General features: G+C 68.9%; 19 protein-coding genes. 6 read left to right on the top strand and 13 right to left on the bottom strand.

All coding sequences use genetic code 11. The features are described 5' to 3' along the window. Positions 1-240: hypothetical protein (locus tag ACFFNX_RS12545; protein ID WP_378199825.1), on the top strand; the 240-nt coding region annotated here is incomplete at its 5' end. A 170-nt stretch (positions 241-410) separates the two neighbouring features. Then, the gene (locus tag ACFFNX_RS12540) at positions 411-2,492 is read left to right on the top strand and encodes an NPCBM/NEW2 domain-containing protein (protein WP_378199822.1); all 2,082 of its coding nucleotides are present in this window, start codon (positions 411-413) and stop codon (positions 2,490-2,492) included. Between the two features lie 50 nt (positions 2,493-2,542). Here the strand turns inward: ACFFNX_RS12540 and ACFFNX_RS12535 are convergent, their stop codons facing one another. The 5 genes from ACFFNX_RS12535 to ACFFNX_RS12515 form a co-directional block, all read right to left on the bottom strand. Further along, positions 2,543-5,683: a helicase HerA domain-containing protein gene (locus tag ACFFNX_RS12535; RefSeq protein WP_378199819.1), complete on the bottom strand. Its 3,141-nt coding sequence runs from the start codon at positions 5,681-5,683 to the stop codon at positions 2,543-2,545. Next, entirely contained in the window at positions 5,680-6,258 is a 579-nt protein-coding gene (locus ACFFNX_RS12530) for a hypothetical protein (protein WP_378199816.1), read from the bottom strand. Before ACFFNX_RS12530 ends, ACFFNX_RS12535 begins: the two co-directional genes overlap by 4 nt. Positions 6,259-6,298: 40 nt before the next feature. Further along, positions 6,299-7,354, bottom strand: coding sequence for an endonuclease domain-containing protein (locus ACFFNX_RS12525; protein WP_378199813.1), 1,056 nt, complete (start codon positions 7,352-7,354; stop codon positions 6,299-6,301). Beyond that, positions 7,354-8,127 carry a hypothetical protein gene (locus tag ACFFNX_RS12520; protein WP_378199810.1) on the bottom strand — a complete coding sequence of 258 codons (774 nt, stop codon included), beginning with the start codon at positions 8,125-8,127 and terminating at the stop codon, positions 7,354-7,356. The genes ACFFNX_RS12525 and ACFFNX_RS12520 overlap by 1 nt, the downstream gene beginning before the upstream one ends. A 235-nt stretch (positions 8,128-8,362) precedes the next feature. Continuing rightward, complete coding sequence (locus tag ACFFNX_RS12515) at positions 8,363-9,187, bottom strand: hypothetical protein (RefSeq protein WP_378199808.1); 825 nt, start codon at positions 9,185-9,187, stop codon at positions 8,363-8,365. Between the two features lie 282 nt (positions 9,188-9,469). Here ACFFNX_RS12515 and aroQ point away from each other — a divergent pair, with 282 nt between their 5' ends. Continuing rightward, a complete protein-coding gene (aroQ, locus tag ACFFNX_RS12510; protein ID WP_378199805.1) occupies positions 9,470-10,096 on the top strand; it encodes a gamma subclass chorismate mutase AroQ in 627 nt (208 codons plus the stop codon). Between the two features lie 255 nt (positions 10,097-10,351). Beyond that, complete coding sequence (locus tag ACFFNX_RS12505) at positions 10,352-10,906, top strand: NADPH-dependent FMN reductase (RefSeq protein WP_378199802.1); 555 nt, start codon at positions 10,352-10,354, stop codon at positions 10,904-10,906. Positions 10,907-11,048: 142 nt separating this feature from the next. On the opposite strand, the gene ACFFNX_RS12500 is transcribed toward ACFFNX_RS12505, so the two are convergent. Continuing rightward, positions 11,049-12,017 carry an MsnO8 family LLM class oxidoreductase gene (locus ACFFNX_RS12500; protein ID WP_378199799.1) on the bottom strand — a complete coding sequence of 323 codons (969 nt, stop codon included), beginning with the start codon at positions 12,015-12,017 and terminating at the stop codon, positions 11,049-11,051. A 90-nt stretch (positions 12,018-12,107) separates the two neighbouring features. Next, positions 12,108-12,725, bottom strand: a complete 618-nt coding sequence (locus ACFFNX_RS12495; protein WP_378199796.1) for a hypothetical protein — start codon at positions 12,723-12,725, stop codon at positions 12,108-12,110. Positions 12,726-13,244: 519 nt separating this feature from the next. Here ACFFNX_RS12495 and ACFFNX_RS12490 point away from each other — a divergent pair. Together ACFFNX_RS12490 and ACFFNX_RS12485 are read left to right on the top strand one after the other, a co-directional pair. Then, positions 13,245-16,742, top strand: a complete 3,498-nt coding sequence (locus ACFFNX_RS12490; protein WP_378199793.1) for an RHS repeat-associated core domain-containing protein — start codon at positions 13,245-13,247, stop codon at positions 16,740-16,742. Further along, a complete protein-coding gene (locus tag ACFFNX_RS12485; protein WP_378199790.1) occupies positions 16,742-17,167 on the top strand; it encodes a hypothetical protein in 426 nt (141 codons plus the stop codon). The genes ACFFNX_RS12490 and ACFFNX_RS12485 overlap by 1 nt, the downstream gene beginning before the upstream one ends. A 7-nt stretch (positions 17,168-17,174) precedes the next feature. Here the strand turns inward: ACFFNX_RS12485 and ACFFNX_RS12480 are convergent, their stop codons facing one another. From ACFFNX_RS12480 to ACFFNX_RS12455, 6 genes are all read right to left on the bottom strand, one after another. After that, on the bottom strand, positions 17,175-17,570 hold the full coding sequence (locus ACFFNX_RS12480; protein ID WP_378199787.1) for a hypothetical protein: 396 nt from the start codon (positions 17,568-17,570) through the stop codon (positions 17,175-17,177). A 14-nt stretch (positions 17,571-17,584) separates the two neighbouring features. Next, positions 17,585-18,499: an alpha/beta hydrolase gene (locus ACFFNX_RS12475; RefSeq protein ID WP_378199784.1), complete on the bottom strand. Its 915-nt coding sequence runs from the start codon at positions 18,497-18,499 to the stop codon at positions 17,585-17,587. 548 nt (positions 18,500-19,047) lie between these two features. Beyond that, entirely contained in the window at positions 19,048-19,992 is a 945-nt protein-coding gene (locus ACFFNX_RS12470; RefSeq protein WP_378199781.1) for a hypothetical protein, read from the bottom strand. 743 nt (positions 19,993-20,735) lie between these two features. Then, complete coding sequence (locus ACFFNX_RS12465) at positions 20,736-21,971, bottom strand: TIGR02679 family protein (RefSeq protein WP_378199778.1); 1,236 nt, start codon at positions 21,969-21,971, stop codon at positions 20,736-20,738. After that, complete coding sequence (locus tag ACFFNX_RS12460) at positions 21,968-24,088, bottom strand: TIGR02680 family protein (protein WP_378199828.1); 2,121 nt, start codon at positions 24,086-24,088, stop codon at positions 21,968-21,970. The genes ACFFNX_RS12465 and ACFFNX_RS12460 overlap by 4 nt, the downstream gene beginning before the upstream one ends. After that, positions 23,997-24,502 (bottom strand): hypothetical protein (locus ACFFNX_RS12455; RefSeq protein WP_378199775.1); only part of this gene is annotated, 506 nt, incomplete at its 5' end. The genes ACFFNX_RS12460 and ACFFNX_RS12455, both read right to left, overlap by 92 nt.

The raw sequence follows: 24,502 nt of genomic DNA, 5'->3' as shown, positions 1-24,502 counted from the left end.
AGCCTCGCCGAGCAACTCCGGCACGTGGAGCGCTGGTGGGACCGCGACCAACGCGACGACGCCGCCCGCGACGCCACCCTGTGGGGAGCGTCCACACCGTCGATGATCGAGACCGCCGTTTCGGCCAGGCGCGGGGACGACGACTTCGCCCAGCGCCTCACCGAAGCCGTAGCCGATCTCGGCAACATCGACGGCCTCCTCCGCTTCTACCTTCCGCAACCGGGCGCCGACGAAGCGTAGAGCGGCGACATGAAGCAGCCCTAATTCTTGCTTGGTCGTCGTTTCGTCCAGGGAAAACATTTCTTTGTATATTCCGCCGTACCTGCGGGCTTCGTACGCTCAGGCCGTGCCGATCTAAAGGTGCTTTTCCGGATGTTCGCTGTCCAATTTCCCCTGCGGAGAGATTAATCATGCGTCGAACACGAAGATTCATGACGTCGCTGGGAGTACTCGCCACGGCCGTGTCGCTCGCAGCGTTCACTCAAGTGGCTCCCGCATCCGCCGCTGCTGCGAACATTCCCTCCGGTCACAACGGTGGTGGCGGCAGTTCGTCCTACAACGGGCTCGCACTGACTCCGCCGATGGGATTCAACGACTGGTACCAGTACAGGTGCGGTATCACCGAGGACATCATGCTCGAGACCGCTCGGTCGCTGGTCTCGAACGGCCTCGCCAAGCTCGGCTACAACTACGTCAACCTCGACGACTGCTGGATGGCCACGACGCGGTCCAGCGATGGGGAGCTACAGGCGGATCCGACGCGGTTCCCGCATGGCATCAAGTGGCTCGCCGACCAAATCCACGCCATGGGCTTGAAGCTCGGCATATACGAGAGCATCGGCACCGTGACCTGCCAGAAGCTGCCCGGAAGTTACGGGCACTACCAGCAGGACGCGGATACCTTCGCGTCCTGGGGCATCGACCTTCTCAAGTTCGATTACTGCGGAGTGGCATCCGGTACGGATCCCTCGGCCGACTATGAAGAGATGAGTCAGGCTCTTCTCGCGACGGGACGTCCCATCGTCTACAGCGGCGAGGCGCCCATCGCGGCTCACAATGCCAATCCTTCCGATCCGAAATACCTGCCCCTGATCTCCCTCTCCTCGAAGATCAGTAACATGTGGCGGGTCGCGCCCGACCTCACCACCGATTTCAACGCCACGGTCTTCGGGCATCTTCAAGAAGATCTGCCGTTGGCCGACTACGCCCATCCGGGCGCTTGGAATGACCTCGACATGTTGGCCATCGGCAACCCCAAGTTCGATTGGACGGTCGCCGAACAGCAGGTCCAGATGAGCATCTGGGCGGAACTCGCCTCGCCGCTTCTCGTCAGCACCGACCTGACGAACATGTCCGCCGCCACCAAGCAGATCCTGTCGAACAAGGACGTCATCGCCGTCGATCAGGATCGTCTGGGCGAACAGGGCCGGCTCATCACCCAGGACGGGCCCGTCTCCATCGTGTCGAAGCCGCTGGCCAATGGCGACGTCGCCGTCCTGCTCGTCAACACCTCCTCTGCCGCGCAGCAGGTCACCACGACCGCCTCGGCCGCCGGACTGCCCCACGCCGCCGCCTACGCGGTGCGCGACCTGTGGGCGCACACCACCCGGGAATCGGCCGGCGTGATCGCCACGACGGTGCCACCGGAGGGCGCGACGCTGTACCGGGTATCCCCGCTGCACGGCCAGGTGGGTTGGTACCCGCCGCTCACCGACCTCGCCACCACCCCCGACGTGCCCCCGGCCTACCCCGGCTCACAGTTCCAGATCACCCAGCCCGGGCAGACGATCACCGTCCCCACCGTGTTCCGCAACGACGGGCGCCAGGCGGTCACGCACGCCTCGCTGTCGCTGAGCGCGCCCAGCGGCTGGAAGGTCAGCGGCACCCCGGCGAGGGCCGGCGCCGTGCCGGGCGGGGGGCGACTCTCCGGCAGCTTCCAGGTCACGGTGCCACCCGGCACCGCTGCGGGCAGCTACACGCTCACCGGCGGCGCGAGATATCGGTGGAGCGGCATCCACACGGGCGGCGAGACCAGCCAGGCGAGCCTCCAGGTGACCGTGCCACCCACCGGGACGCCGTACCTGGACCAGCTGACCTGGCTGTCCCAGGCGAGCAGCTTTCACGATGTCCTGATCGACAAGAGCTACTTCGGCGGGCCGCTGACCATTCACGGCACCGTCTACCCGCACGGGCTGTGGGCGAACTCCATCGCCACGATCTACTACCACCTCGGCGCGAACTGCAGCCGGTTCACCACCGACCTCGGGCTCGACGACTCCGTCATGGGCACCGGAGCGGTCGACTACCAGTTCTTCGCCGACGGGAAGAAGATCTACGACAGCGGCGTGGTGACCAACTCGACCCCGACCGTGTACGCCGACGTCGACGTCAGCGGGGCCCACATCCTCGAGCTCTACGTCGCCGAGGGCAACGGCACCATCCAGTACGGGAACGCCGACTTCGGCAACCCGCAGCTCACCTGCTCCGGCTGAAGTGGACGGTGGCGCACCATCGCCGACGCCCGCGACAGGCTTCGGAACGGTCAGTGGAGCCGAGCGCGATCGAGGACCTCCTCATTCGTCAAGGGACTCTTCGGGTGATGGCTGAGGCACAGCGGCGTCCGAATCTTCTGCGGTGCCTCACCCTCGGCCGCGACGAAGAACTCGCCGGAGCGCAGCCGCGCCACGTCGGGGATGTCGCCGCCCTTGGCCTTGGCCATCTCCCGAGCGGCTTCGATCTGGATCGGGCTGTTCAGCAGGCCGTAGAACTGGGTGGCCGCGTTGCCCGGAATGCGGTTGTGCAGCCCCTTCGGCGCCTGGGTGGCGAACACCAGCCCGAGCCCGTACTTGCGCGCCTGTGAGGCAAGAGCGAGGGTGCTCTGCGTACACGCCGTCATGGTCCCGGACGGCGCGAGCGTCTGCGCCTCGTCCATCACGAAGAGGCCGAGCAGCGGCCGCTCACCGGCCGGATGCTTCTTGATGTACGCGAAGAGCGCCATCTGCAACTGGTTGACGAAGCCCTGACGCATGTCGTCGGAGGGCAGGCCGACCAGGCTGATCACAGAGACACGCGCCCGCTTCCCGCTGGACGGCGTCAGCAGGACCGCCGGATCCAGGGGCGTGCTGTCGCCGCCGAACATCGGGTCGTTGTCTATCGCCGCCGTAAGCGTCTGAGCCAGGTCACCGGCGATCTTCTCGGCGTCGGCGAGCCCGCTGACCCCGTACGGCAGATCGGCGAGCGTCTCGATCAGACCGCGCAGCGTACTGCCGCCACGCCGGCCGTAGTGATCCACCGCCCGCCGCAGGACGGCGAGGCCGAGGTGGGCCTTTGCGGCCCGGCTGTCCAGCCGGGCCCGGGGGACCAGCGCGGCCACGGCCGAGTCCACGGCCTCGTTGAACTCATCCGGATCATCGCGCACGCTCGCGAAGTCCGGCAGCGGCTGGAAGCTCAGCGGCCGTCCGGTCTCCCGCCTCGGCGTCCACACCGTGACCTCGGTACCGGCGATGTAGTCGGCCGCCTTGTCCGCGTCACCCGGGCCCCAGGCCTCCGGCGGCACCGGCCACGGATCACCGAGGCGGGCCAGGTCGTTGTTCGGATCCAACACGATGGCGGACACGCCCTGAAGCGCGCACTCCTCGACCAGGCGCCGGATCAGCACCGTCTTCCCCGAGCCGGAGCCGGCAAAGATCGCGACGTGCTTACGCAGTGACTCCAGAGCCAGGCGGACCGGCTCGTCGGTGCTGTGATCACGACCTGCCGTCAGTGTCGGTACCGCGTCCTGTGACTCGCCGGTCGCCTCGCCGGCCGCGGTCGTCGGTTCGGCCGCCTCCGGCGGCGTCGGCGATTCCGCCAGATCCGCCATGGCCTGGCGGAAGATCTGGATTCCGCTGGCCGGCCGTCGCTCCATCAACCACGCCCGAAGGTCGTCGGGCTCTTCGTCGAACATGACCTTGAGCGCGGCGAGCGTACGGAGATCGGCCTCTTCGAGGGCCAGTGTCGCCGTGTTCTTGGACTTGAGCTCCTCGATGACGCTGAGTGTCCTGCCGCCGGTCCACGGGCCGTTGCGCAGGAAGTAGAGCCTGCGTCTCGGCACCCCGTACTCGACACCCGCCTCGGTGACCGCCTGTTTGACGCGGTGCAGCGCGGCCACGCCGTGATGCCTCGTACTGATCGCCCGGAAGGACCAGTGGGCCTCGTCCTCGAGGTACTCGTCGAGCGTGTGCCGAAGCCTCGCGTGGAGCGGCGGTCTGGCGCTCGGCGGACCGTCCTGGCCGAAGGTCTCATCGGCCTCGTGTTCGATGATCCATGCCATCAGCCCGGCCGAAAGCAGGCCGGGAACGATGATGTCCTCACGCTTCGGATCGAGCGGCGCCACGACGTCGGCCTCGTCCTTCAGGTCACGGAAGCGCGCGTCGAACCGTTCGCGTATGTCCTCCGTGATGTCCTTGGGAACGGGGGATGCCGCGCTCGGCTCGCCGCCCGATGTCTCCTCCAGAGACGCGAGCTCGAGGACCTCGTCGTGCAAGAGGCAGTTGCGGACGTGCGTGTCGATCACGATGAGCAACTGCCGGGGCGTGAACGTCGCGGCGGTACGGAACGCCTCCGGACGGATCGGCCACGACGGGTAGGGCGGAGAGAACCGGACCTGTTCGAAGCCGTGGGCGAACCGCTTCTCGACAATGCTCCGGGCAATGGCGGGGTCCCTGATCGTCAGCAACTGCTCGGTCTCGCGGAAGCGGTCGCGTACGGTGTCGGTCGCGTTGGTCTTGATCAGCATCCAGGACGGGGGGATGCACGCGACGATGGTCAGCGTACGGCGAGTGTCCTGGCGCAGCGCCATCAGGCCGTGCGCGATCTGTTCGATGACCAGCGCTCGCGCCGTGCCCTCGGGGCCCGGCGGTTCGGACTGCCCGCCCTCGTGCGATGCCGTCAACGACTGCGCGATCAACGTGTCGATCTGGTCAACGGCCATCACGGTCGGCCCCGTCAGCGCGAGCAGTCTGGACAGCTCGCGGACGATCTCCTGCGCGGTGCGCGGCTTCCGTCGCATGCGCCACCGGCCGCGCTCGCTCGGCTCGATCTCCTCCAAGCCGAAGTAGCTGTCCGCCAGATCGCGATGCGCGACGTCACTCGAGACGGAGAGTGCGAGCGCGCGGACGGTGCCGTCGCACTCGTGCGCGATCAGCCGGTCGTGGTCACTCAGGCTGAAGAGGAAGTCGTCCAGCGCCGCCGGGGTCAGTTCGGTCTCTCCCATGACCGCCCGTCGCGCCGACCGGGGCGCGCCGATCACCGCAGAAAGCCGCCGCAAGAACAGTCGCAACTGCGTATCACTACCCGGCACCGCTCGGAAAAGACCCGCGGTCATCGAGGTCAGAACGCTGTCCCAGAACCCTCTGGCGTCGAGGAGGCTCACCAGGAAGAAGTAGCCGCCCTGGTCCTGAATCTGCTGGCGAACCCAGCCGAGCAGGTGAGTCTTGCCCGAGCCGCGGCGGCCCACCAACACCAGGCCGAGCGGACTGCCGTCCTGGCTGGCCTTAGCGTCGGCCATGCCCGCCCGGACATCGTCAACGACCCTTTTGTGCATTCCTTCGACGTGGAACGGCGATGGGCGCCAGACATCGTCGGGTACCGGTGCCCATTCGAGCCGTAGCGCCTCCAGTGCCTTGCGTTCGTCTTCGTTCATCGCGTTCCGATGGCAATCAGGTGAGTGTCCTGCCCGCCGACCCGCACCGCGTTGCGGCGGTCCTCCGGAGTGAGCGTCTTCTGGTTGGACTCGGGCATCATGTCCACGTCTTCCGCCTGGCTCAGCGCGCGAAAAGCCTGGTCGAGCGCATCGCCCGGCACGTCGGCGAGTTTCCGGCGGACGTCTGTGTGCCGGAGCCACGCACGAGGACGTGGTGCCAGTGACTCGTAGGCCACGCGAATCCGCGTCTCCAGGTCATCGACCGGCGCCGCGGCCGCGTGGGTGAACATCTCCCCGAACCTGTGGTACGCGCCGTGCTCGAGCACTCGTTCTCGAAGGTTGTCATGCAGCACGCTCAACGCCGCGCCCAGCGCCCGGGCCTTCGGGCTGTCGAAGTTCAGCTGCTGATGCACACGATCCCAGCCCTTGTCTTCCAGCTCGTGGACGTAGGCCTGGCCCTCTTTCCAGCTTTTGATGTAGCCGTACTCGTTGAGCTTCTCCCGGTTCGAGCGAGCCACCGTTACCCGGTAGCGCTCTTTCAACTCCGGGCCGGAGATGTTCCGTGCCTCCGCCATCAATATGATGAGTAGCGCGCTCTCCAATGGAGTTAGGTTGTCAGCCACCCTGCCGCCCTTTCGCCATGTCATTTCTTCGTGTCATCACAAGTTGCCTGATCTGTGCCGCCACGGCATGCACATCGTGCTTTACTCGCGCGTTGGTGAATCTGAGGACGGCATAGCCGTCCAGTTGCAACCGCACGTCGCGGACCCGGTCGGCGTCGTACTGTTCGGGCCGGCAGTGCTCCGGCCCGTCCAGCTCCACCACCACACGCTCGGCGGCCCACAGCAGGTCGGGCCGGATCGGACTCCGTACCAATGTCGGCTGGTAGGTCCCGTTCCAGGTCCGGCCGTACGCCCACTCCTGCCGCGCCAGCACTGCCTCGAGCGCGGCCTCGACGGTGCTCCGCGGATGCGGCCGGCCGACCACCGCCACGGCGTCGCCCGATGACGTCGCCGGCGTGTCCTGCGAGACGGGTACGAGGTGCAGGGTGCCGATGCGCTCCGGACCGGGCGATTCGGGGCCGGTGAGCCACACGCCCAGCCGGCCGTGATCGGCGAGCCACTCCGCGCCCGCCACCACGACATCGCCGACCGGCGTCTCCCCGGGGCCCGTCTCGATCGGCAGGGTGAGTACCAGCCGGTCGCGCCGGAATCCCGTCGCGATGACGCGGGCCAGCCCCGAGACCCGTACCTCGGGCCGCAGCCGCGCTCGCGAGAACCGGCCGGTCAGCGCCCGCTCCGCCAGATCGGCGAGGAACGCGCTGGAACAACCCACGACGCGCGCCCGTTCGATGGCCACGGCCCGGATCGCCGCCAGGGCGGCACCCTGCGGACCATCCAGCCCATCCGCTTCGGGCAGCCATCCGGGGAGGAGTTGCCGGGCGACCGTGTCGAGGCCATCGAGCACCTCGGACACGAGAGCGGCCACCGAGCCGGCCGCCGACGGGGTCGCCACGACCGCTGCCGGAAGATCGTCGAATCGGGCGACCGCCGTGGCGATGCCTTCGGCCGAGACACCCGAGAGGTGGACCACTCGATCGGCCGGTACCCGCGCCAGCCGGTCGTGCCAGGAGGCCTCGCCATCGCGCAGCGTCGTGATCGCGTCTCCCATCACGCCTCCGGCGGCGTATACGGGGTGCCGTCCGCGGCGAGACCGTACGCCCGCAGCCGATCGACGGCGTTGAATAACGCCACGAGCCGCTCGGCGGCCTGGAAGGTGCCCGCGTCGACCTCGCGTCTGAGCTCGGCCTCGTCCCGCAGCGCGGTGTGTTCCCGCGCCGACACCCCGTTGCTGATCCGGCGTCGCAAATGGGCCGGCTGCGCCTGGACGGCGGCGCCGTTCTCGATCGTCTCCGGTGCGAGGAGCTCGGCCAATTGCCGGGAGACCGCCCGGTCACCGGCGGACCGATCGCGGGGAACCTCCGTCAGATGCCGCCGCAGCAGGTCGATGGGCTCTTGCTCATGTCCGCTGGAGAGCTCGCCCGCTCCCTCGCCGTGCAGCTTGAAGAGTCGCCGCAATGCCTGCTCGCCCACGGCCGCCGGTGCCTGGGTGAGCCCGGCGTCCTTGACGTCGAGCGCGAGCCGGATCCGGGTGTCGGTCTTCGCGACGCGATCGGCCGCTGCCAGCTCCTCGATCGAGAACACGTCCGGCACGCTCACGACCTCGGCAAGGTCGAGGAGACGCTGGTCGTTCTCGAATTCTGCCGGAGCTCCCGGGCCGGGCGACGGAATTTCGGTGATCCGTAAGCAAGTATTGTGCCATTCCGAGTGGTCGACCTGAGGTACGTCGAGCACCGTGGCAAGATCGGCGGTTGTCAGATCGCTCAACCCCCTTGCGAACCCCTCTGCGCCGTTCGACAAGTGACGTCGAACGCCCTGGAACACCCTACGAACCGCCCGTACGGAAAGCCATAGCCACAGGTGAGCCGGTGACCGACCGAGTGACTCCTTCGAGGTCGTACGAGATCGTTCCATAGCCTCGACCGAATGGTGTTTGCGCTGCTCACATGGTCCGGTCCGCGAAATTCGAAACCGGCCCGTCGTTCCTTCGCCACCATCAGGGCCGGTATGCCGATGGTCGGTACGGTCCGGGGGCCGGCTCGCCGCTGAGCCCGGCGCGCTAGGTCCGTAGGCCCTTGAGCAGTTCGGCCACCGTACGCCGAGCGTTCTTGAGGTCGGGAGTGCCGCGGAAGCGGCGCAGCAGTTCTATCCGGACCTGCGCCGCCTGGTCCTGAACGGCCCTCACCAGCAAGTCGTCCTTCTCCTTCGGCGGCAGGGTGATGATCCAGTCGGCGAGTTCGGACGCGTCGTCCTTGGCCGTGGGCGGTGTCGGGCTCGCCTGGGCCGCGACCGTCAGTAGAGCGGGGTCCAGGCGGAGGAAGTCCGCCAAGGCTCGCTGTGGTGCACTGAGCGATCCGAGTCCAGGCGGAACCGGCGGTTCGAGCTCGTCCTCGTCCTCATATTCGAAGGCGTCCTCGTCCCAGATTCGGTAGCCCGACAGCCACGCCAGATACAGCGGCCGCAGATCCCCGCCGGCGAGCTCGGCGCGAACCCCGACGATGGCCGACAGCGCATCCTCGTCGCCTTCGCCCCATTCGCCCGTCTCATCTTCGCTGGTCATATCGAGGATGAGGTAGTCGCGAGAGGTCCATGCCGCCATGTGCTCGCCGGTGCAGTACTGCTCGGCGACATCCAGAGCCAACAGCGACAGCGGGAGCCGGAACATCACGCGGCGCGTACCCCAGTTGGCCAGGTAAAGGTGGGCGTCGTAGTAGCGCTCCACCAGCCGACGGGGATCGCCGCGAAAGTCACCCCAGTGGTACTCGTTGGTAAAACTCGTGGCGGTGATCCTGGCCCGGGTGGACAGCGTGCGGACCTCGGCCTGCTGGGCGTCATCCAGCGGGCGGTCGACGGCCAGGAACTCGTAGTACTGGTATTCGCTCATGTCTCTGTTCTCCGCTCAGGAGGTCCCAGCGCCGCTCAACTTCGCCATGGCGGGCAAGCGTAACCAAGCACATCCGATGCGCCGGCAGAGCATCCCGTTCCGGAGCCAGGTGACCCATGAGCCGGTGACGACCCTGGGCCGGCGTCGGAAACCTGATAGCAGCCCTTTTTCTGCACGATTGTTCGTTGATCTTTGGTAAGCCGATTATTCTCCGTTGGTCGAACGGCGTTTGTGCGGCCGATGCGGGAGATGTGCGATCGGCGACCGGGATACTTGGGTCATGTGAAACACCATCAGAACTTCGCCGGTCACCGGCGACGAAGCGCCGTCACGATTGCCGTCACCGCCTTGGCCGCGGCCCTGATCTCCTCGCCCGCGCATGCGGCTGTCCACTCCGGGGGAGCAACGCCGAAAGGCAATGTCGTCGGGCCCCTCGGTCCGCTGACGAGCATCGCGGTTCAGCGCATCCTTCTGGGCGACAAGGTGGCAGAGGCCAAGTTCGGCACCGACTCGCCCATCGACGACCCGGCGCGTGAGCAGCAGGAGCTCCAGGCCGTTGCGGCCATGGCGGCGAACGCGGGGATCGACCCGGATGCGAGCGTACGGTTCTTCGACGCCCAGATCGAGGCCAACAAGGTGGTTCAGCGAGGGCTGTACGCATTGTGGACCAAGCATCCCGAGCTGCGCCCGAGCGAGCGACCGGACCTGACGAAAGACGTCAGGCCGAAGCTCGACCAGATCACTACAGAGATCATCGAACAGCTCAAGGCGACGCGGGACACCCGTAAACCGACCGCCACCTGTCACCTGCAGCTGCTGCAGGCCCAGTTGTCGACGGAACTGCGGGCGCGGCTCGACGCTCTGCACCGGCGGGCCCTGAAGACGGCACTTCAGCCGGTCTGCACCTGACGTTCGCCGGATCGCGGGACACCACTTCGCGACGCGTGAGGGGCTCGGCCGGAAACCTCTCGGCGGGACCCTCACGGGCGAAGGAACGAGCCTTCCAAAGGCCGGCGCGGGCGTGGCGCACATCTCCGCTGGCGAACGGTCAATGCCGCAGAAGCCCATCCACCGCTCGCCCTTCGACCATCTCCGAACACCGACCCGAGCTGCTGCCTGGCGCCGACTCTGGTTCGACCTTCAACGACCTTCCATGGAGAGAGCATGTTGCAGATAGCCGTCATCCTCGGCAGTACCCGTCCCAACCGTGTCGGTGAGATAGTCGCAAATTGGGTCATGGAAGTCGCCGCCAAGCGAGACGACGCCGAGTTCACGTTGATCGACCTGGCGCAGGTCGATCTTCCCTTCTTCGATGAGGGCATGCCTCCCCTCACGGGCCAGTACGAGCAGCGACACACCCAGGAGTGGGCGGCCACGGTCGCCCGTTTCGACGCCTACGTTTTCGTGACCGCGGAGTACAACCACTCCATTCCCGGTGCTCTGAAAAACGCGATCGACTTCGTCCACGCCGAGTGGAACAACAAAGCGGCCGGATTTGTCAGCTACGGCGCGAACAGCGGCATCCGGGCCGTTGAGCACCTGCGGCTGGTGCTGGCGGAGCTTCAAGTGGCCACCGTACGGGCGCAGGTGGCGCTCGATTCCTACGCCGACTTCGAGAATTACTACGACTTCAAGCCCACCGACCGGCACGAGGGACTTCTCGACGACGTCTTCGACCAAGTGATCGCTTGGGGTACGGCGCTCAAGCAATTGAGGTAGGCGCCGCGGAACGGCCACCACTAGATCCTGCTGGTCACCGGTCCGGCCTCTCCATCGCACGGGTTGTGGTTTCCGCGCCGTAAATGAAATGCGCCGACCTGGCAGATGAATCCCGCAGCGTTGGCGGCTCCCACCGGATGGCTCACCTGTCGTTGTCCGCGGAGCATGTCTTCCATCCACGGGCGACGAGTTCCAGCGAATGCATGTGGTGGTTCGCGTCGTCTACCGGGGTGGACAGGATGAGTTCATCTGCATCCAGAACCCGGGCGACTTTCTCGAGCCGGCCGATGACCGTCTCTGGCGCGCCGACGGCACTATGGGCGCGTAGTGCGTGCAGGAATGGTTCCTCTTTGGGGGAGACCATATGCTCGGCTGCGGCGGCCGGAGTCGGCAGCGGTGCAGGGCCGGCACCAAAGGCTCCGATCGCTGCCATCGTCAGGTGGAAGGGTAGAAGCAGCCGCTCCGCTTGGGCGTCCGTATCGGCGCAGACTGTGGTGACACTGACCATTACCCGTGAAGCTTCTGCCCACAGGGAGGGCCGGAACGCTGTGCGGTAGCGTTCGATGGCCTCCGCCGCGCTGTCCGGCCTGATGTGGTGGGCGAAGGAGAGAGGAAGCCCAAGTTCGGCCGCGAGCCCTGCGCCCTCGACGCTAGAGGCCAGCATCCAGGGCTCTGGAGCCTCCGGTCGATCGGCCATTAGGCGGAGAACCTCCGCCACATCGGCCGCATACTCTTCGCGTGTCGGCATGTCCCTTTCGCGGCGTAGAGCGCGGATGGCGGCCTTGTCGAAGGTGCCCGGCCCCCGGCCGATGCCTATATCGATTCTGCGCGGGTGGAGGAGCGTCAAGGCACCGAACTGCTCGGCGACGGACAGCGGTACGTGGAATGGCGCCAGGACTCCGCCCGAACCCACTCGGATGCGCGAAGTCACGGCCGCCGCGTGGGCGATCATCACCGCCGGTGGAAAATCCGCCATTCCCGGAGCGCTGTGATGTTCGGGATACCAGATACGGTGATATCCGAGGTCATCTGCGGCGGCGGCAATGGCTGTCATGTCAGACATCTTCTCCGACAGGCTTCGGCCCGCTTCGATCACGGGCAAGGCCAGCACGGATAGCGGTATTTCAATCATAGAATGAACTCACATCCATCTTGGCGGCCCCGGCGTCGTACGTCCGGGGCCGACTGTGTACAGGCCGGATCAGCCGTGTATAAGGTCGAATTCTTCCCACGGGCCAGTGGTGGCGCGGTTGGCGACGAGGGGCTTCGTGCCAGCGCCATCGGCGCTGACGTAGCCGTTGTTCACGCCGGCGCGGAGGCTGACACTGCCGTCGCCATGATGGACGACGGTGAATTTCTGAGCCGCGCCGATCGTGGTGCACTCACCATCGGCGATGTCCGCGGTGATACCGCCAAGGTAGCCGAGCGGCGCCTGCTGGAATTGCGACTGCAGGCTCGTGGAGGTCGAGCCGTCCACCTGGAAGCCGCCGGGCTCGGACGGTAGGAGTCCGTCACATCCACGGCCGATCACGCCGAAGCGTACTGAATCATCGGCGTTGCCGCTAATGGTGAAATCCTGGACACCATTGACCGCGAATCCGTAACCCATATGGGTGCGGCCGAAGCCGGCGAGCTGCCCGTCGTCCTGGCTGTCACCGTCGATGGCGGTCGATATCGAGGCGTCACCCAGCCTCAGGATCGCCCGCGTTGACCCGGTCGGCAGACCCTGCGTCTGCAGGACCTGCTTCGGCGCGGTGAGTTTCACGGGGTTATGCAACGTGAAAACCGCTCCCGGGTAGAGGATGGCCTCGGCGCCCATGCCCTGTGCATTCTTATCTGTCAGCCTTTCTCCTCGGCCGGTCCCGCCGCCAGCGCCGTGATCTGCTTAACCGGTGTGACTCGGCGAAAATAGCCTCTCGGCGGCCGTAACGGATCTCAATCGATCGCTCATGAACGTAGGGTCAGACTTTCGTGGCCGATCGCACTGCGGCATTAGCCCGCCCGACGCCGCCGATACGTCGACGTCATCAGGCCCGGCTGAGGGCCGCCGAGCTGGGCCGGTCCCGAGGTGGGTCGATCAGCAAGATCCACCTGCCCACCGACCGCCGACGCGTTACCGGAAGCTGCCCGGTCAGGTAGGAAGAAGGGCGTGCCGGATTCAAAGATTGTCGTGTCCAGAGGGGAACTGTGGCTTTTCCGCGCGGCGACTGGATTGTTCCGAGGCCCGGTCGCGCGGGTGGGCGCGGCCGTGGGTCGTGCCGCGGGAGCACTGCCGAAGATCGCGCTCCGCTCCGGCCTGCGCGGGGCGCGTCGGATGCCGGGGTACAGCGCACGGGTCGTGACGAAGGATCCGATCGATGTCGCCCGTGGTGAGGTGGTGCTGCGCCAGGTCGACGTCGAGCTGGCCGGAGTTCTGCCGTTGGTGCTCGAACGCACCCATGTGTCGTCCTTTCGGGCGGGCTCCTCGTTCGGCGCATCCTGGGCATCGACGCTGGACCAGCGGCTGGAGCTCGACGCGGAGGGCGCCTGTTTCGCGGCAGCGGACGGGATGGTCCTCGTCTATCCGCTGGTCCCCGCATCGGGTGCGCCGGTCCTGCCCTCGGCCGGCCCGCCGTGGCCGCTGACCCGCCACGGCGACGGCGGCTACGCGATCACCGACCCGAAGAACGGGACCGTCCTGAGGTTCACGCCGGACGCGGGACGTACGGTGCTGGCGCTGTCGGCGATCATCGATCGCAACGGCAACCGGATCGACCTCGACTACGCCGGTACGACCCTGGTCCAGATCCGGCATTCCGCTGGATACCGGATCGAGGTCGAGACCGACGGCGGTCGGGTGACCGCCCTGCGGCCGGCCTCCGGCGACGGTGCGACCGCCCTGCCCACTTTCGCCCGGTACGGCTACGACGACGATGGCAGGCTGACCGAGGTATATGACTCGGCCGAGCGTCCGCTGCGCTTCGACTACGACGACGATGGCAGGCTGACCGGCTGGACCGACCGTAACGGACACTGGTACCGCTATGAGTACGACGAGTACGGGCGCGGTGTCCGTGGCCGTGGTCCGAACGGCTTCCTCGACGCCGCCCTCACCTACGCGGACCGCCTCACGACCGTGACCGACTCGCTCGGCCGGCGGACGCGGTACCACCTCAATGAGCTGGGACAAGTCGTCACCGAGGTCGATCCCCTCGGCCATGTCACCAGGTCGGAATGGGACCACCACGACCGGCTGTTGTCCCGCACCGATCCGCTCGGCCACACGACCCGTTACGCCTACGACGACGCGGGAAACCTGTGCGGGATCACCCGCCCCGACGGGCGCGAGGTCGCCGCCGTCCACGACGCGCGGGGCCTGCCGGTCGAGATCACCGATGTGGACGGCACGGTGTGGCGTCAGCGGTACGACGACCGCGGCAACCTCGTGGCAGTGACCGACCCCACGGGCGCGGCGACGCGGTACACCTACGACGAGCGAGGCGGCCTGTCCGCGATCACCGATCCGCTCGGGTCGGTGACCCATATCGCCAACGACACTGCCGGCCTGCCGATCTCGATCACCGACCCACTGGGCGGCACGACGCGCTGTGTCCGCGACCCGTACGGGCGGATCGTCACGGTCGTCGACCCAGTGGGCGGCGTCGCCCGGTTCGACTGGACGATCGAGGGCAGACTCGTCTCCCGGGTGCTGCCCGACGGCTCGGCCGAACGCTGGGCGTACGACGCCGAGGGCAACCCCGTCGAACACGTGGACGCCTCGGGAAACGTCAGCCGCACCGAGTACGGCCCCTTCGACGTGCCCATCGCGTGGACCGCACCCGGCGGCGCGCGTACGGAGTTCGGCTACGACACCGAGTTGCGCCCACGCACCGTCACCGGCCCACAGGGGCTCACCTGGCACTACGCCTACGACGAGGCCGGCAATCTGGTGCGCGAGACCGACTTCAACGGCCGCGTCGTCGGTTACCGTTACGACGCGGCGGGACGGCTCACCTCGCGGATCAACGGCGCCGGTCAGACGGTGCGTTACACGCGCGACCGGCTGGGCGACGTCATCGAGCAACGCGCCGGCGACGCGCTCACGACGTTCGCCTACGACCCGGCCGGGCGGCTGGTCCGCGCGGTGAACGCGGACGCCGACCTGCGATTCGAGCGGGATCCGGCCGGGCGGGTCGTCGCCGAGGTGTGCGATGGCCGTCGCCTCACGTGGGACCACGACGCACTCGGCCGACGCGTCCGGCGTCTCACCCCGTCCGGTGCCTCGTCCGACTGGCGCTACGACGCGGCGGGCCGGCCGGCCGTCCTCCACACGGCGGGCCGCTCGGTCCGGTTCGACCACGACCCCGCTGGTCGCGAGGTCAGGCGGAAGTTCGACGCCGGCGCGACGCTGCTCCAGACGTGGGAGCCGTCCGGGCGGCTGCGCCTCCAGGAGCTGTGGGGCGGCACCAGCGGGGAGTCGCCGCGGACGGCGTCCGGTCGGCTGCTCCAGCACCGCGCCTACTCCTACCGGCCCGGCGGCGGCGTCACCGGCGTCACCGACCGTACGACCGGCCGGAGGCGGCTTGACCTGGACGCCGACGGAAGGGTCACCGGGGTCCACGCGGCGGAGTGGACCGAACGCTATGCCTACGACGAGTCCGGACGACCCACGGACGCCTCCTGGCCGGAAGACGACGAGGCGCTTGGCGGCCGGACGTACACGGGCACTCTGCTGCGCTCGGCGGGAGGCATCCGGTACGAGTACGACGGCCAGGGCCGCGTCGTCCTCCAGCAGCGCAGACGCCTGTCGGGTAAGCCGCTGACCTGGCGCTACGAGTGGGACGCCGACGACCGTCTCCGTACCGTCACCACACCCGGCGGGCAGCGGTGGCGGTATCGCTACGACGCGCTCGGCCGCCGGATCGCCAAACAGCGGCTCGGCCCGGACGGACACACCGTCGTCGAGCAGACCGGCTTCACCTGGGACGACGTCGTGCTGGCCGAACAGACGCACGTCGTGTCGCCCGAGGCCACCGCGTGCGTCACCACGTGGGACTACAACCCCGACGGCTTCCGGCCGCTCATCCAGCGGGAACACGCCGCCCAGCCGCGAGAGGGCGGCGGCGAGCGCTGGTACGGCATGGTCACGGACCTCACGGGTTCCCCCACCGAGATGGTCACCGCCATCGGCGAACTGGCGTGGACGCACACGCCCACGCTCTGGGGCCTGGGACGCCCACGCGGCTGGGACGGCGTGAGCTGCCCGCTGAGGTTCCCCGGCCAATACCACGACGACGAGACCGGCTTCCACTACAACCACCAGCGCTACTACGACCCGCGCACCGGGCGCTACCAGTCTCCAGACCCGCTCGGCCTCGCCCCGCAGCCCGACCCGCACGCGTACGTCCTGGACCCGATGACCTGGGCCGATCCGCTCGGCCTGGCGCCCTACTCAGAGCGCCTCCGCGAGATCGCCTTCAAGATCGGCCGGTGGAAGGACCCGCTTTGGTACGTGGGGACGAAGCTCGCGCAACGGGACAGTCGTTCGCTGGTGCGCATCCTCGGCGGGGCGGCGCCCGAGCCGAACGCGACCGTGGCCGACCTGCTCAAGCTACGCGCCGGGAATCCGGCCTTCGGCACGAAAGTGGAAAACGCCCAGAGCCGCTCGGACACGGACCTGCTGCGATCGGTCTTCCAGCCGCAGGACGGGCAGTACATGTCCGTGCAGCCCGTCTATCCGGACGCCATCCTGGAGGGCAACCACCGACGCCGGGAACTGCTGGAACGCGCGCGAGACCCCGACTCAGAGATCGGATGGGACACTCCGGTGTTCATCCTCAACTTCAAGGCGGACTGATGCGCATGTTCGGACGCCGCCGCCGACGCCGGTGGCCCAGTGTGGACCTGTACGTGCCCGGCGGCCGAGGAGACATCAAGACGCTGTCCGTGCCGCGGCTCGAAAGCCTCATGTCGGCCGCTCCCGAGCACGGGTGGAGCGCTGTCGGCCGACCGTCCTGGCTCGACGCGAACCGGCACGACATCCGATCCCTGCTGATCGTGATCGTGGGCACCGCCGAGCCGCCGGTGTACCGGTGCCTCGTCACCGCCGTGCTCGGCGACGGCTCCGGAGGAGCCTTCACCCTCGACGTGTCGCCCGCCGACTTCGCCGCCCTGCCGGACATCACGCCGGCGGAGTCGACCAGGCTGGCACACCTTTATCTCGCGTCGTTCCCACCGCTGGACCTCGATCCCGCGCAGCAGGAATCGTGGGAGGAGGAGTAGCGAACGCTCAGGCCGGCTCCCCGCCGAGCCGGACGCCGGGGGAGGTCGAGGTGAGGTAGAGCTCGCCGCGCTCGTTGGCCTGCACGGCCATCTGGAAACCGTCCGCCGCGTGCCGCACCCATACGTACAGCCCCTGCGGCCGGGCGTCGGTCAGCACGACGAACCCGTTGCCGGTCCACCACGCCAGCAGGGCGTCGAGGCAACGGCCGTACTCCTCCGGCGGCACGCCACGGATGCGGTAGTCGACCGAGGCGACGAACCACTCCACCGGCCCGTCGTCGGCGGGCTCGTCACATGGCACCGGGCCACCGGCGACACGCTCGGCCCGCGCCCGCGCAGGCAGGCACGCGAGGGCCGAACGGAGGTTGTCCTCGACACGGCGGGTGGCCTGCTCCAGGTTCACGATGTCGCACCCTTTCAGAAGGCCGGCAGACCAGCCGCGATCCGGCCGATGTTGACCAGCGTGATGCTGCCGGGAACGAAGTACGAGCTATGCGCCCGGACCGAGTCGATCAGTTTCCAGGACGGGTCCGGGGAGGCGAACCGCGGTTCGAACGCCCTACCGCCGAACGCCGGATCGGCCGACTGCGGGCCGAAGATTCGCAGCCCGCGCACGGGGTCGTTCCGTGCGATCACCGTGTGGACGTGCGCACCGACGTCGTCGGCGGCCACCCCCGTCAGGCGCAGTGCGTGGGCGTGCTCGACGCCGACTCCCAGGCCCGCGACGAACACCACGTCGTCGGCGTTGAGCCCGACGTCTCTCGCCGTGACCCCCGCGACGAGCGCGCCGTAGCTGTATCCCACCACGGTGTTGTGCGACGGCGATCCCTCGTGCGTGGCCCGCAGGCCGTCCAGGAACCGGCCGAGATCGGCCTTGGCCCCATCCGCGTACCGAGTGTGCAGCGCCTCCGGCACCAGTGACTGCGGAGCGCGGAAGTCCGCCCAGTTGATCACTGCGGTCGAGGGCGAACCGGCCTTCGCCGCCGACAGCGCGATCGCATCGATCTTCTCGATGGCGCTGCGCTGACGGCCGAGCCGGGAGAAGGTGCCCGGTACGAAGGTCACCACGTTCGCGGCGGTGTCCGGGTTGCCCACTGAGATGATCACACGTCCGGTGCCCTCCGTACTGAACAGCAGCAGGTACGGGCGGGGGTGCGCGAGGCTCGGAGGCTTCGCGAGCCGCTCCTCGATGGCGTGTACGCCCGCCAGCTTGTCGTTCAGCGTCTTGAGCCGGCTTGCCCGCCACCCTCCGTCGTACCATCGCTCCGCGACGAGCCGATCGCGTTCGGCGGTCAACCGGGTCTCGGCCTCTGCGAGCAGGGATCGGTTCATCCGGTCTCTGGTCACCGCAGGCAAACCGTCGAGCGCCAGCGAATTCTCAGAGCTCCTGGCAAAAGCGGCCTCGGCCTTCACCACACCGGTACGGGGTGCCTCGTGCAGAAAGGGTCTCACCCTCCGGAAAACACCCAGCAGACGCTTCACCCCATCGGCGGCGGCTCTGCCCTCGGCGCTCACCGAGACCCTCCTTCTGTCACGCCCGCCGACCGCGGCGGGGATATCTGATCGAGGCCTTCCGGGCAGAAGTCCCAACGGTTCTGAGGTCCCACGATCTTCTCGCACGAGTACGGTCCGCGCGGTCTCCGCCCAGCCGCAGCGGATGGACGATCGCTGAACGGATCGGTGACCATAGCCCGGACAAGACCCAGCGGCCGCTCGACCATGCGGCCTGGGTGGGGTACGGACGGGCCGAGGGAACTACGGCGTCGGGAGCATCGAGTGGCCGGTGCGCACCAGGATGTCGTCGCCGGTCACGGTGCGTAGCCGACCGAGCGTACGGCTGACCGCGGAATTCCGCTTTACCCGGAATGGCCGGTCCGCTACTACGCCTGGGTGTTGGTCGCCCAGACCGCGTTGTGGCCGTCGTATATCACCATGTTGGAGTCGGCCTGGAGGACCAGCGTGGCATTGGCGTGGCCGTAGGTCCCTGAGGCCCAGACCGCCGTCCGCTGTCCGGCGTAGATGACCAGGTTGCCGTCGGTCTGGAGCTCGCAGTAGGCCCCGGACCGGTGTGTTCCGGAGGACCAGATGATCTTGCCGCTCTTGTTGCGCAGCACGAGGTTCCCGCCGCGCTGCATGGTGAGGGCGATGACATTCGTCCGCCACGTGTCGCCCGCGTGGAGGTCCAGCGTGGAGTGGACCTCAAGAGCGTAGGGCGCTCCGCCCGACTTCGGCAGCTCGCTCGACGGCACGCTGTTGGCGCTCAGCCGACTGGCGGACGAGCCGGATGAGCTGGACGAACCTTTCTTGGCCGAACGCTTGGACTCGGCGAGCGTCTTGCTCTTGCCCTTGGGCTTGGCGCTGGGCTTGGCCTTCGCGGATGCCGACGGTGACGCGGAGGAGGAGGTGGAAGGGGATGCGGTGGCCGACGGCGAGGCGGGGACGAACGCGCCCGGCGGCTGCTGACCGCCGCCCGGCGCGAGCATGTTGCCCGCGGCGTCGGTCCGTTGTTTCTCGTGATCGTGCGAGCCCCGCCCGACCAGCAGGATCGGGATCGCCAGCAGAATGGCCCCGCCGATCCCGGCGGCGGCCAGCACGGGCTTCTTGGGCCGGCCGGGAGGCATCCCGCCGTCTTTCGTATCGGGATCCACAGCCGTCGGCGAAACGGGCTCGGACTCCTTCGCCTCCGCCGCGGCCGTGGATTGCGCCCCGGCGTCGCCGGCCTTCTCCTTCAGGTCGGCGCCCGTCTCGCCGGCGGCGGGAGTACCGCTCTTCGCCGCCGACGTGGAACCCGCCGTGACGAGTTCCGAGGCGGCGTTGATGTCCACATTCGGCAACTCGACCGACCGGCGGACGCCGAGCTGATCCGTGCGTTCGTCCGATCCAGATCGCGAAGACGCGCCCGTCTTCTCAACGGTGCCCGTGTCAGTTTCCGTACGGCGGTGATGCTTCGGCTGACGCGGCATCGGGGTGGCCGCCTTTCTGTCCGTGGAAGGCGGCCGACCTCCGCCGACACGCCCCTGTCGCGGGACCGCACGACGTTGCGCGGCGCGCACTCAGACCGTACCGAGGCGGCTCGGCAGAACGTCACTCTTACTTTTTCATACGAGCGCGACGGAATTCGGGTTCATTGCCGCTTTCGTCGGCGGGTACGAGCCCGGCGAACATAGGGACAGGCCGTCACGCGGCGAAGGGTGATATGCGGAGTCGTGGGCCTGAATGGCCAGACAGAGTTCATCCCCGACACCACGGGCTGGGAGATCCCGATCGGGCCGGTCGCCGCTTCCGGCGTGACAAAGACCCGCCCGGATCGATGTGAACACTGACCGCTGAACCCCGGGGATGCTGAGACATCAACCCGTGGGGGGCGTGGGGGGCGAAGCCCTCCACAGCGGGGGTTCCAGGGGGTCGCCCCCCTGGGCAGAAACAGTGTCCGAGGCTGGACACGAACCAAACGCACATGCCTTCGTCCTCAGCAAGTCGTTCCTGCTCGGGAAGTGGTGATCCCCGATGTCGAACGACCAGCGCACTGATGTATCGGCGACGCGTTGTATCCGCCTGACAACGGCGATCAGTGTGCAGTACCGGCGTGGAGCTCGGCGATGAGATGCGGCAGGACTTGTTCCTCTTCGACGCGCACGCCGCGTTCGGCCATCACCGTGGCCAGTGACGGATCCCACGGAGTAGGGGCGGGACGGCCCGCGAGGGGTGTGTCGGAGGCCGCTTCGAGGTAGGCCGCGGCATCGTAGCGCCACGGCCGCCAGCCGATGCGGCTGCGGACAGCGGCGGCGATCGCGACTCCGCCCCAGTCGAAGTCGCCGTGGTACGCGAACTCGGCGGAGCCTTCGGCGAGGAGTTCCAGCAGGCGCCAGACCGCGGCCGACGGACGCCCGTTGCAGCAGACAAGGGGTGGGCAGGACAGGCCGAGTGCGTCGGCCGCCGCTGTTAGCACCACGGGATTCTCGCAGATGCGGACCAGGCCGGCGCGCATCGGAGCGGGGTGTCGGCGAAGCTGGCGCAGGGTGAGCGACACCGGTTCGCCGCGCATGGCTGCGAGCATCCGGCCGGTCGCGGTGCCGCTGTCTCCGGGCAGGCCCAGGCAGAGCACGGTCGAGGACAGCTCGTCCAGGTGCACGCCGACCGCGGCCCAGGTGTCGCGGCGGGACTCGGCGCCGCCGTCCGCGCGGAAAGGCAGGCCCGCGATGGCACGGGCGCAGGAGACGGCGAGCGTGGCGAGGGGCTGCCCGTCGTCCAAGGCGTGCGCGTTGCCGCAGGTCTCGGCGGAGAACCGGCCGAGGGGGACGCCGGCGGCGGGCAGACCACGCACGACGGCGGCGAGGCGCCGCAACAGCTCGGCGGCCTCGCCGGGGCCGATCGTCAGGCGGCGGACGAGGCCGGAGGAGTCCAGCCGGTCACGCCATTCGGCGAGTTCGGGGCGGGAGCCGAGCGCCTCGTCCAGCCGGGCGAAGGCCGAGGCCCAGGCGGCGGCCAGATCGGCCTGCTCCCGTGCCACGTCGCGGACCGGGCCGTCCAATGCCTCCACGGCGGCGGCCAGCCCGCCGGGTGAGACGCCGCTCGTCCGCAGGACGCGGTCGACCTCGGCGAGGGACACCGACAGCGACGCGCCGGTGCCGGCGCGGCGCCCCAGGAGGAGTTCGACCGCGCGTCGCTGGGACGGGGTGGCCCCGGCGAGGGTGACGGTTCCGGTGAGAGCACCACCGCGTTCGAGCCGTTGCCTGACCCGCTTGACCAGCCAGGTCGTGTCGGCCCCGCCCAGCAGCCGCCGTAGGCGGTCGGCGTCCGTCATTCGAACAGGTCCCCCTGTCCGGCTGCGGACTCAAGCTCCGGCAGGTCGGCGCGGACGCGCTCCCGGCCGTCCCAGCGCCACGGCGTCACCAGGACGGCGTCGATGCCGTCGCGTCGGGACAGCTGGCAGATCGATAGACCGGGCACCTGCGGGTAGCAGCCCCATTCGCGTTCACTGGTCATCACCACGTCCATGTCGAAGGTGGCGAGCAGCCCAAGGCACTTGGCGCGAGAGTCGTCGTCCACACCGGCGAACGCCTCGTCCAGCGCGACGAGCCGTGGCGCGTGCGGGTTGCCGGCCGACTTGTAGTGCGCGGACGCGGCGGCGAACAGCGGGACGGACGCGGCGAGCACCCGTTCGCCGCCCGACGCCGGTCCGGTCGCCGGACGCCACTGCCCGTCCTGGAGCCGCTGGATCGCGAACGCGTGCCAGGACCGGTAGTCCAGCGCCCGGGTGAGCTGCTCGGTCCAGCCGGACGGGGGGTTGTCGGCGTGCTCGCGGGCGATCTGCTCCTGCAGGAACCGGCCGACGGCGGCGCGGTCGTCCACCGACCAGGCGTCGATGGTCTGCCGCAGCTTCTCCCGGACGCGCTCCAGCCCGTCCGGGGCGTCCTTCGCGGGCTTCCAGACCAGCCGTAGGCGCATCCCGGTGGACGTCGGCCGGGACGTCAGCTCGGCGTTCATCTCCCGCACCTCGTCCTCGGCGGCGGCGATGAGCTCCTGGAGGGTGCCGGCGACCTCGTTCAGCAGGTGGTTCTCCAGGATCTCCCGCTCGCGGGCGGACAGCAGCCGGGCCCGGTGCTCCGTCTCGGTCTCCAGCGCGTTCGCCAGGCCGGGAACGTCCCGGCTGCGGCCCTGGAACAGGATGTCCACGACGATGATCCCGTCGTGCAGGGTCAGGCCGACCGAGTGGCCGTGCCGGGACATCGCGTCCGACAGCAGCTTGTGCTCCTCGGCCACCCTCTTCTGCACGCGGTCCCAGGGGCCGTCGCCGTCGTCGACCGCGTCCAGTTCGGCGTTGACGGAGCGGGCCAGCAGCACGGCGGGACTGGCCGCCCACTCCAGTGCCGGGTCGGGGACGTCCAGGCCGGGCAGCGCGACGCTCAGCAGGCCGGTCGCGGCGAACGCCCGGAACACGGCCACGGCCTCGTCGCGGGCGTCCACCGCCGCGGCGATCTCGTCGAGGAGCCGATCGCGCGTCCCCTGCGCCTTGCCGCGTTCCTCCAGCGCCGATCGTTCCCGCCCGCGCGCCGCCGACTCGGCGTGCTCACGGGTTTCGAGGGTCAGCCTGACCTGTTCGAGCTGCCGGAACAGCTCGTCGACGGCGGCACCCGCCGTCTCGACCAGCGCCCGATGCCGCTCGGCGGCGGTGTCCGCCTGCCCGCGCGCCTCCGTGGCTCGTTCCGCCGCCTCCGCCAGCCGTTCCCGGACGCGTTCAAGCTCCTCGGCGGCCTCACGTGCCGCCTCCTGAGCCGACGACAGCGCCTGCGCGGCCGGCCACAGCTCGGCGAGTGCCAGCCGGTAACCGGTGACCGCCTCGCGTACGTCGGCGAGGGCGCTCTCGCCGGTCGGCAGGCCGACGTCCGAGGCGAACTCGGCGGCCCGTTCGGCAGCCGCCGTAACCTCGTCGCGTCGTTGTTTCGCGACCTCGTCCGCGCGGGTGTGCTCGATGTCGAGTTCGCGCCGCCTGCGGTGTTCCCCGGCGAGCCGGACGTGTGCCTCACGCAGGTCCGTATCGCGCGGGACCCTCCGGTGCTCGGCCGCCAGCGTCTCCCGCCGGGCCGAAAGCTCCTCCAGTTCCGCGACGAGTGCCGCGATCCGGGACCGGGTCTGGGCGAGGTCGTCGCGGAGCCGGGCGACGCGAGCACGGCGGGCGGCCTCGCGGGCGCCCTCGCCGATGAAGCCGGCGCCGTCCTTGTGCCAGGAGCCGCCGAGGACGCCGTTCGCCCACCGGCCGTCCACCGCGACCCAGGTCGGCGCGCCCGGGCCGAGGCCGAGCCCGGCGAGTACGGCTCGTACGGCCTCGTCACCGAGTGCCGCGGCCCCCGGGTCGGCGCGGTCGATGGCGGGACGCAGCACCAGCGCACACGACGGTCCCTGGACGGTCTCGCCGGCCAGTACGAACGTGTCGTCCTCGCCGATGAGGGTGCCGTCCGGCAGCACCCAGGTCCACGGCGGTCGCGGCGGGATTCTGCCCGTCGGCGGTCTGGGCCCATTCCTCCAGCGATGCCAGGACGGCGTCGGCGAAGTCGGTGACGTTCCACAGCGGCGCGCCCGGCCGGTCGGCGCGTGAGCCGCTGCGTGTGTACGGGACGGGCGGCACGTCGTGTCCGCCGGACTCCAGGCGTTCGATCTCGTCGAGGAGCGACCTCTCCGCTTCGCGTTCGGCCCGCAGCCGGGACTGGGCGTCGGCCACCCGCCCGCCGAGCGCCGCGGTCGCCTCGCGGGCGGCGTCGTCCACGGCGGTCGCGGCGGGATTCTGCCCGTCGGCGGTCTGGGCCCATTCCTCCAGCGATGCCAGGACGGCGTCGG

It is taken from the genome of Actinoallomurus acaciae (assembly GCF_042429965.1).
In the GTDB taxonomy this organism is placed as follows: domain Bacteria; phylum Actinomycetota; class Actinomycetes; order Streptosporangiales; family Streptosporangiaceae; genus Actinoallomurus; species Actinoallomurus acaciae.
The sequence above is the reverse complement of the archived record's forward strand: the minus strand, read 5'-3'. Positions and strand labels throughout refer to the sequence as shown.

What these genes read in the sequence shown, in the direction of transcription:
- ACFFNX_RS12515 (WP_378199808.1), bottom strand. Translation starts at nt 9,187, where the DNA reads ATGAGCGAATACCAGTACTACGAGTTCCTGGCCGTCGACCGCCCGCTG.
- ACFFNX_RS12475 (WP_378199784.1), bottom strand. Translation starts at nt 18,499, where the DNA reads ATGAACCGATCCCTGCTCGCAGAGGCCGAGACCCGGTTGACCGCCGAA.
- ACFFNX_RS12495 (WP_378199796.1), bottom strand. Translation starts at nt 12,725, where the DNA reads ATGGGCGCCGAGGCCATCCTCTACCCGGGAGCGGTTTTCACGTTGCAT.
- ACFFNX_RS12505 (WP_378199802.1), top strand. Translation starts at nt 10,352, where the DNA reads ATGTTGCAGATAGCCGTCATCCTCGGCAGTACCCGTCCCAACCGTGTC.
- ACFFNX_RS12525 (WP_378199813.1), bottom strand. Translation starts at nt 7,354, where the DNA reads ATGGGAGACGCGATCACGACGCTGCGCGATGGCGAGGCCTCCTGGCAC.
- ACFFNX_RS12465 (WP_378199778.1), bottom strand. Translation starts at nt 21,971, where the DNA reads ATGACGGACGCCGACCGCCTACGGCGGCTGCTGGGCGGGGCCGACACG.
- ACFFNX_RS12540 (WP_378199822.1), top strand. Translation starts at nt 411, where the DNA reads ATGCGTCGAACACGAAGATTCATGACGTCGCTGGGAGTACTCGCCACG.
- ACFFNX_RS12485 (WP_378199790.1), top strand. Translation starts at nt 16,742, where the DNA reads ATGCGCATGTTCGGACGCCGCCGCCGACGCCGGTGGCCCAGTGTGGAC.
- ACFFNX_RS12530 (WP_378199816.1), bottom strand. Translation starts at nt 6,258, where the DNA reads ATGGCGGAGGCACGGAACATCTCCGGCCCGGAGTTGAAAGAGCGCTAC.
- ACFFNX_RS12535 (WP_378199819.1), bottom strand. Translation starts at nt 5,683, where the DNA reads ATGAACGAAGACGAACGCAAGGCACTGGAGGCGCTACGGCTCGAATGG.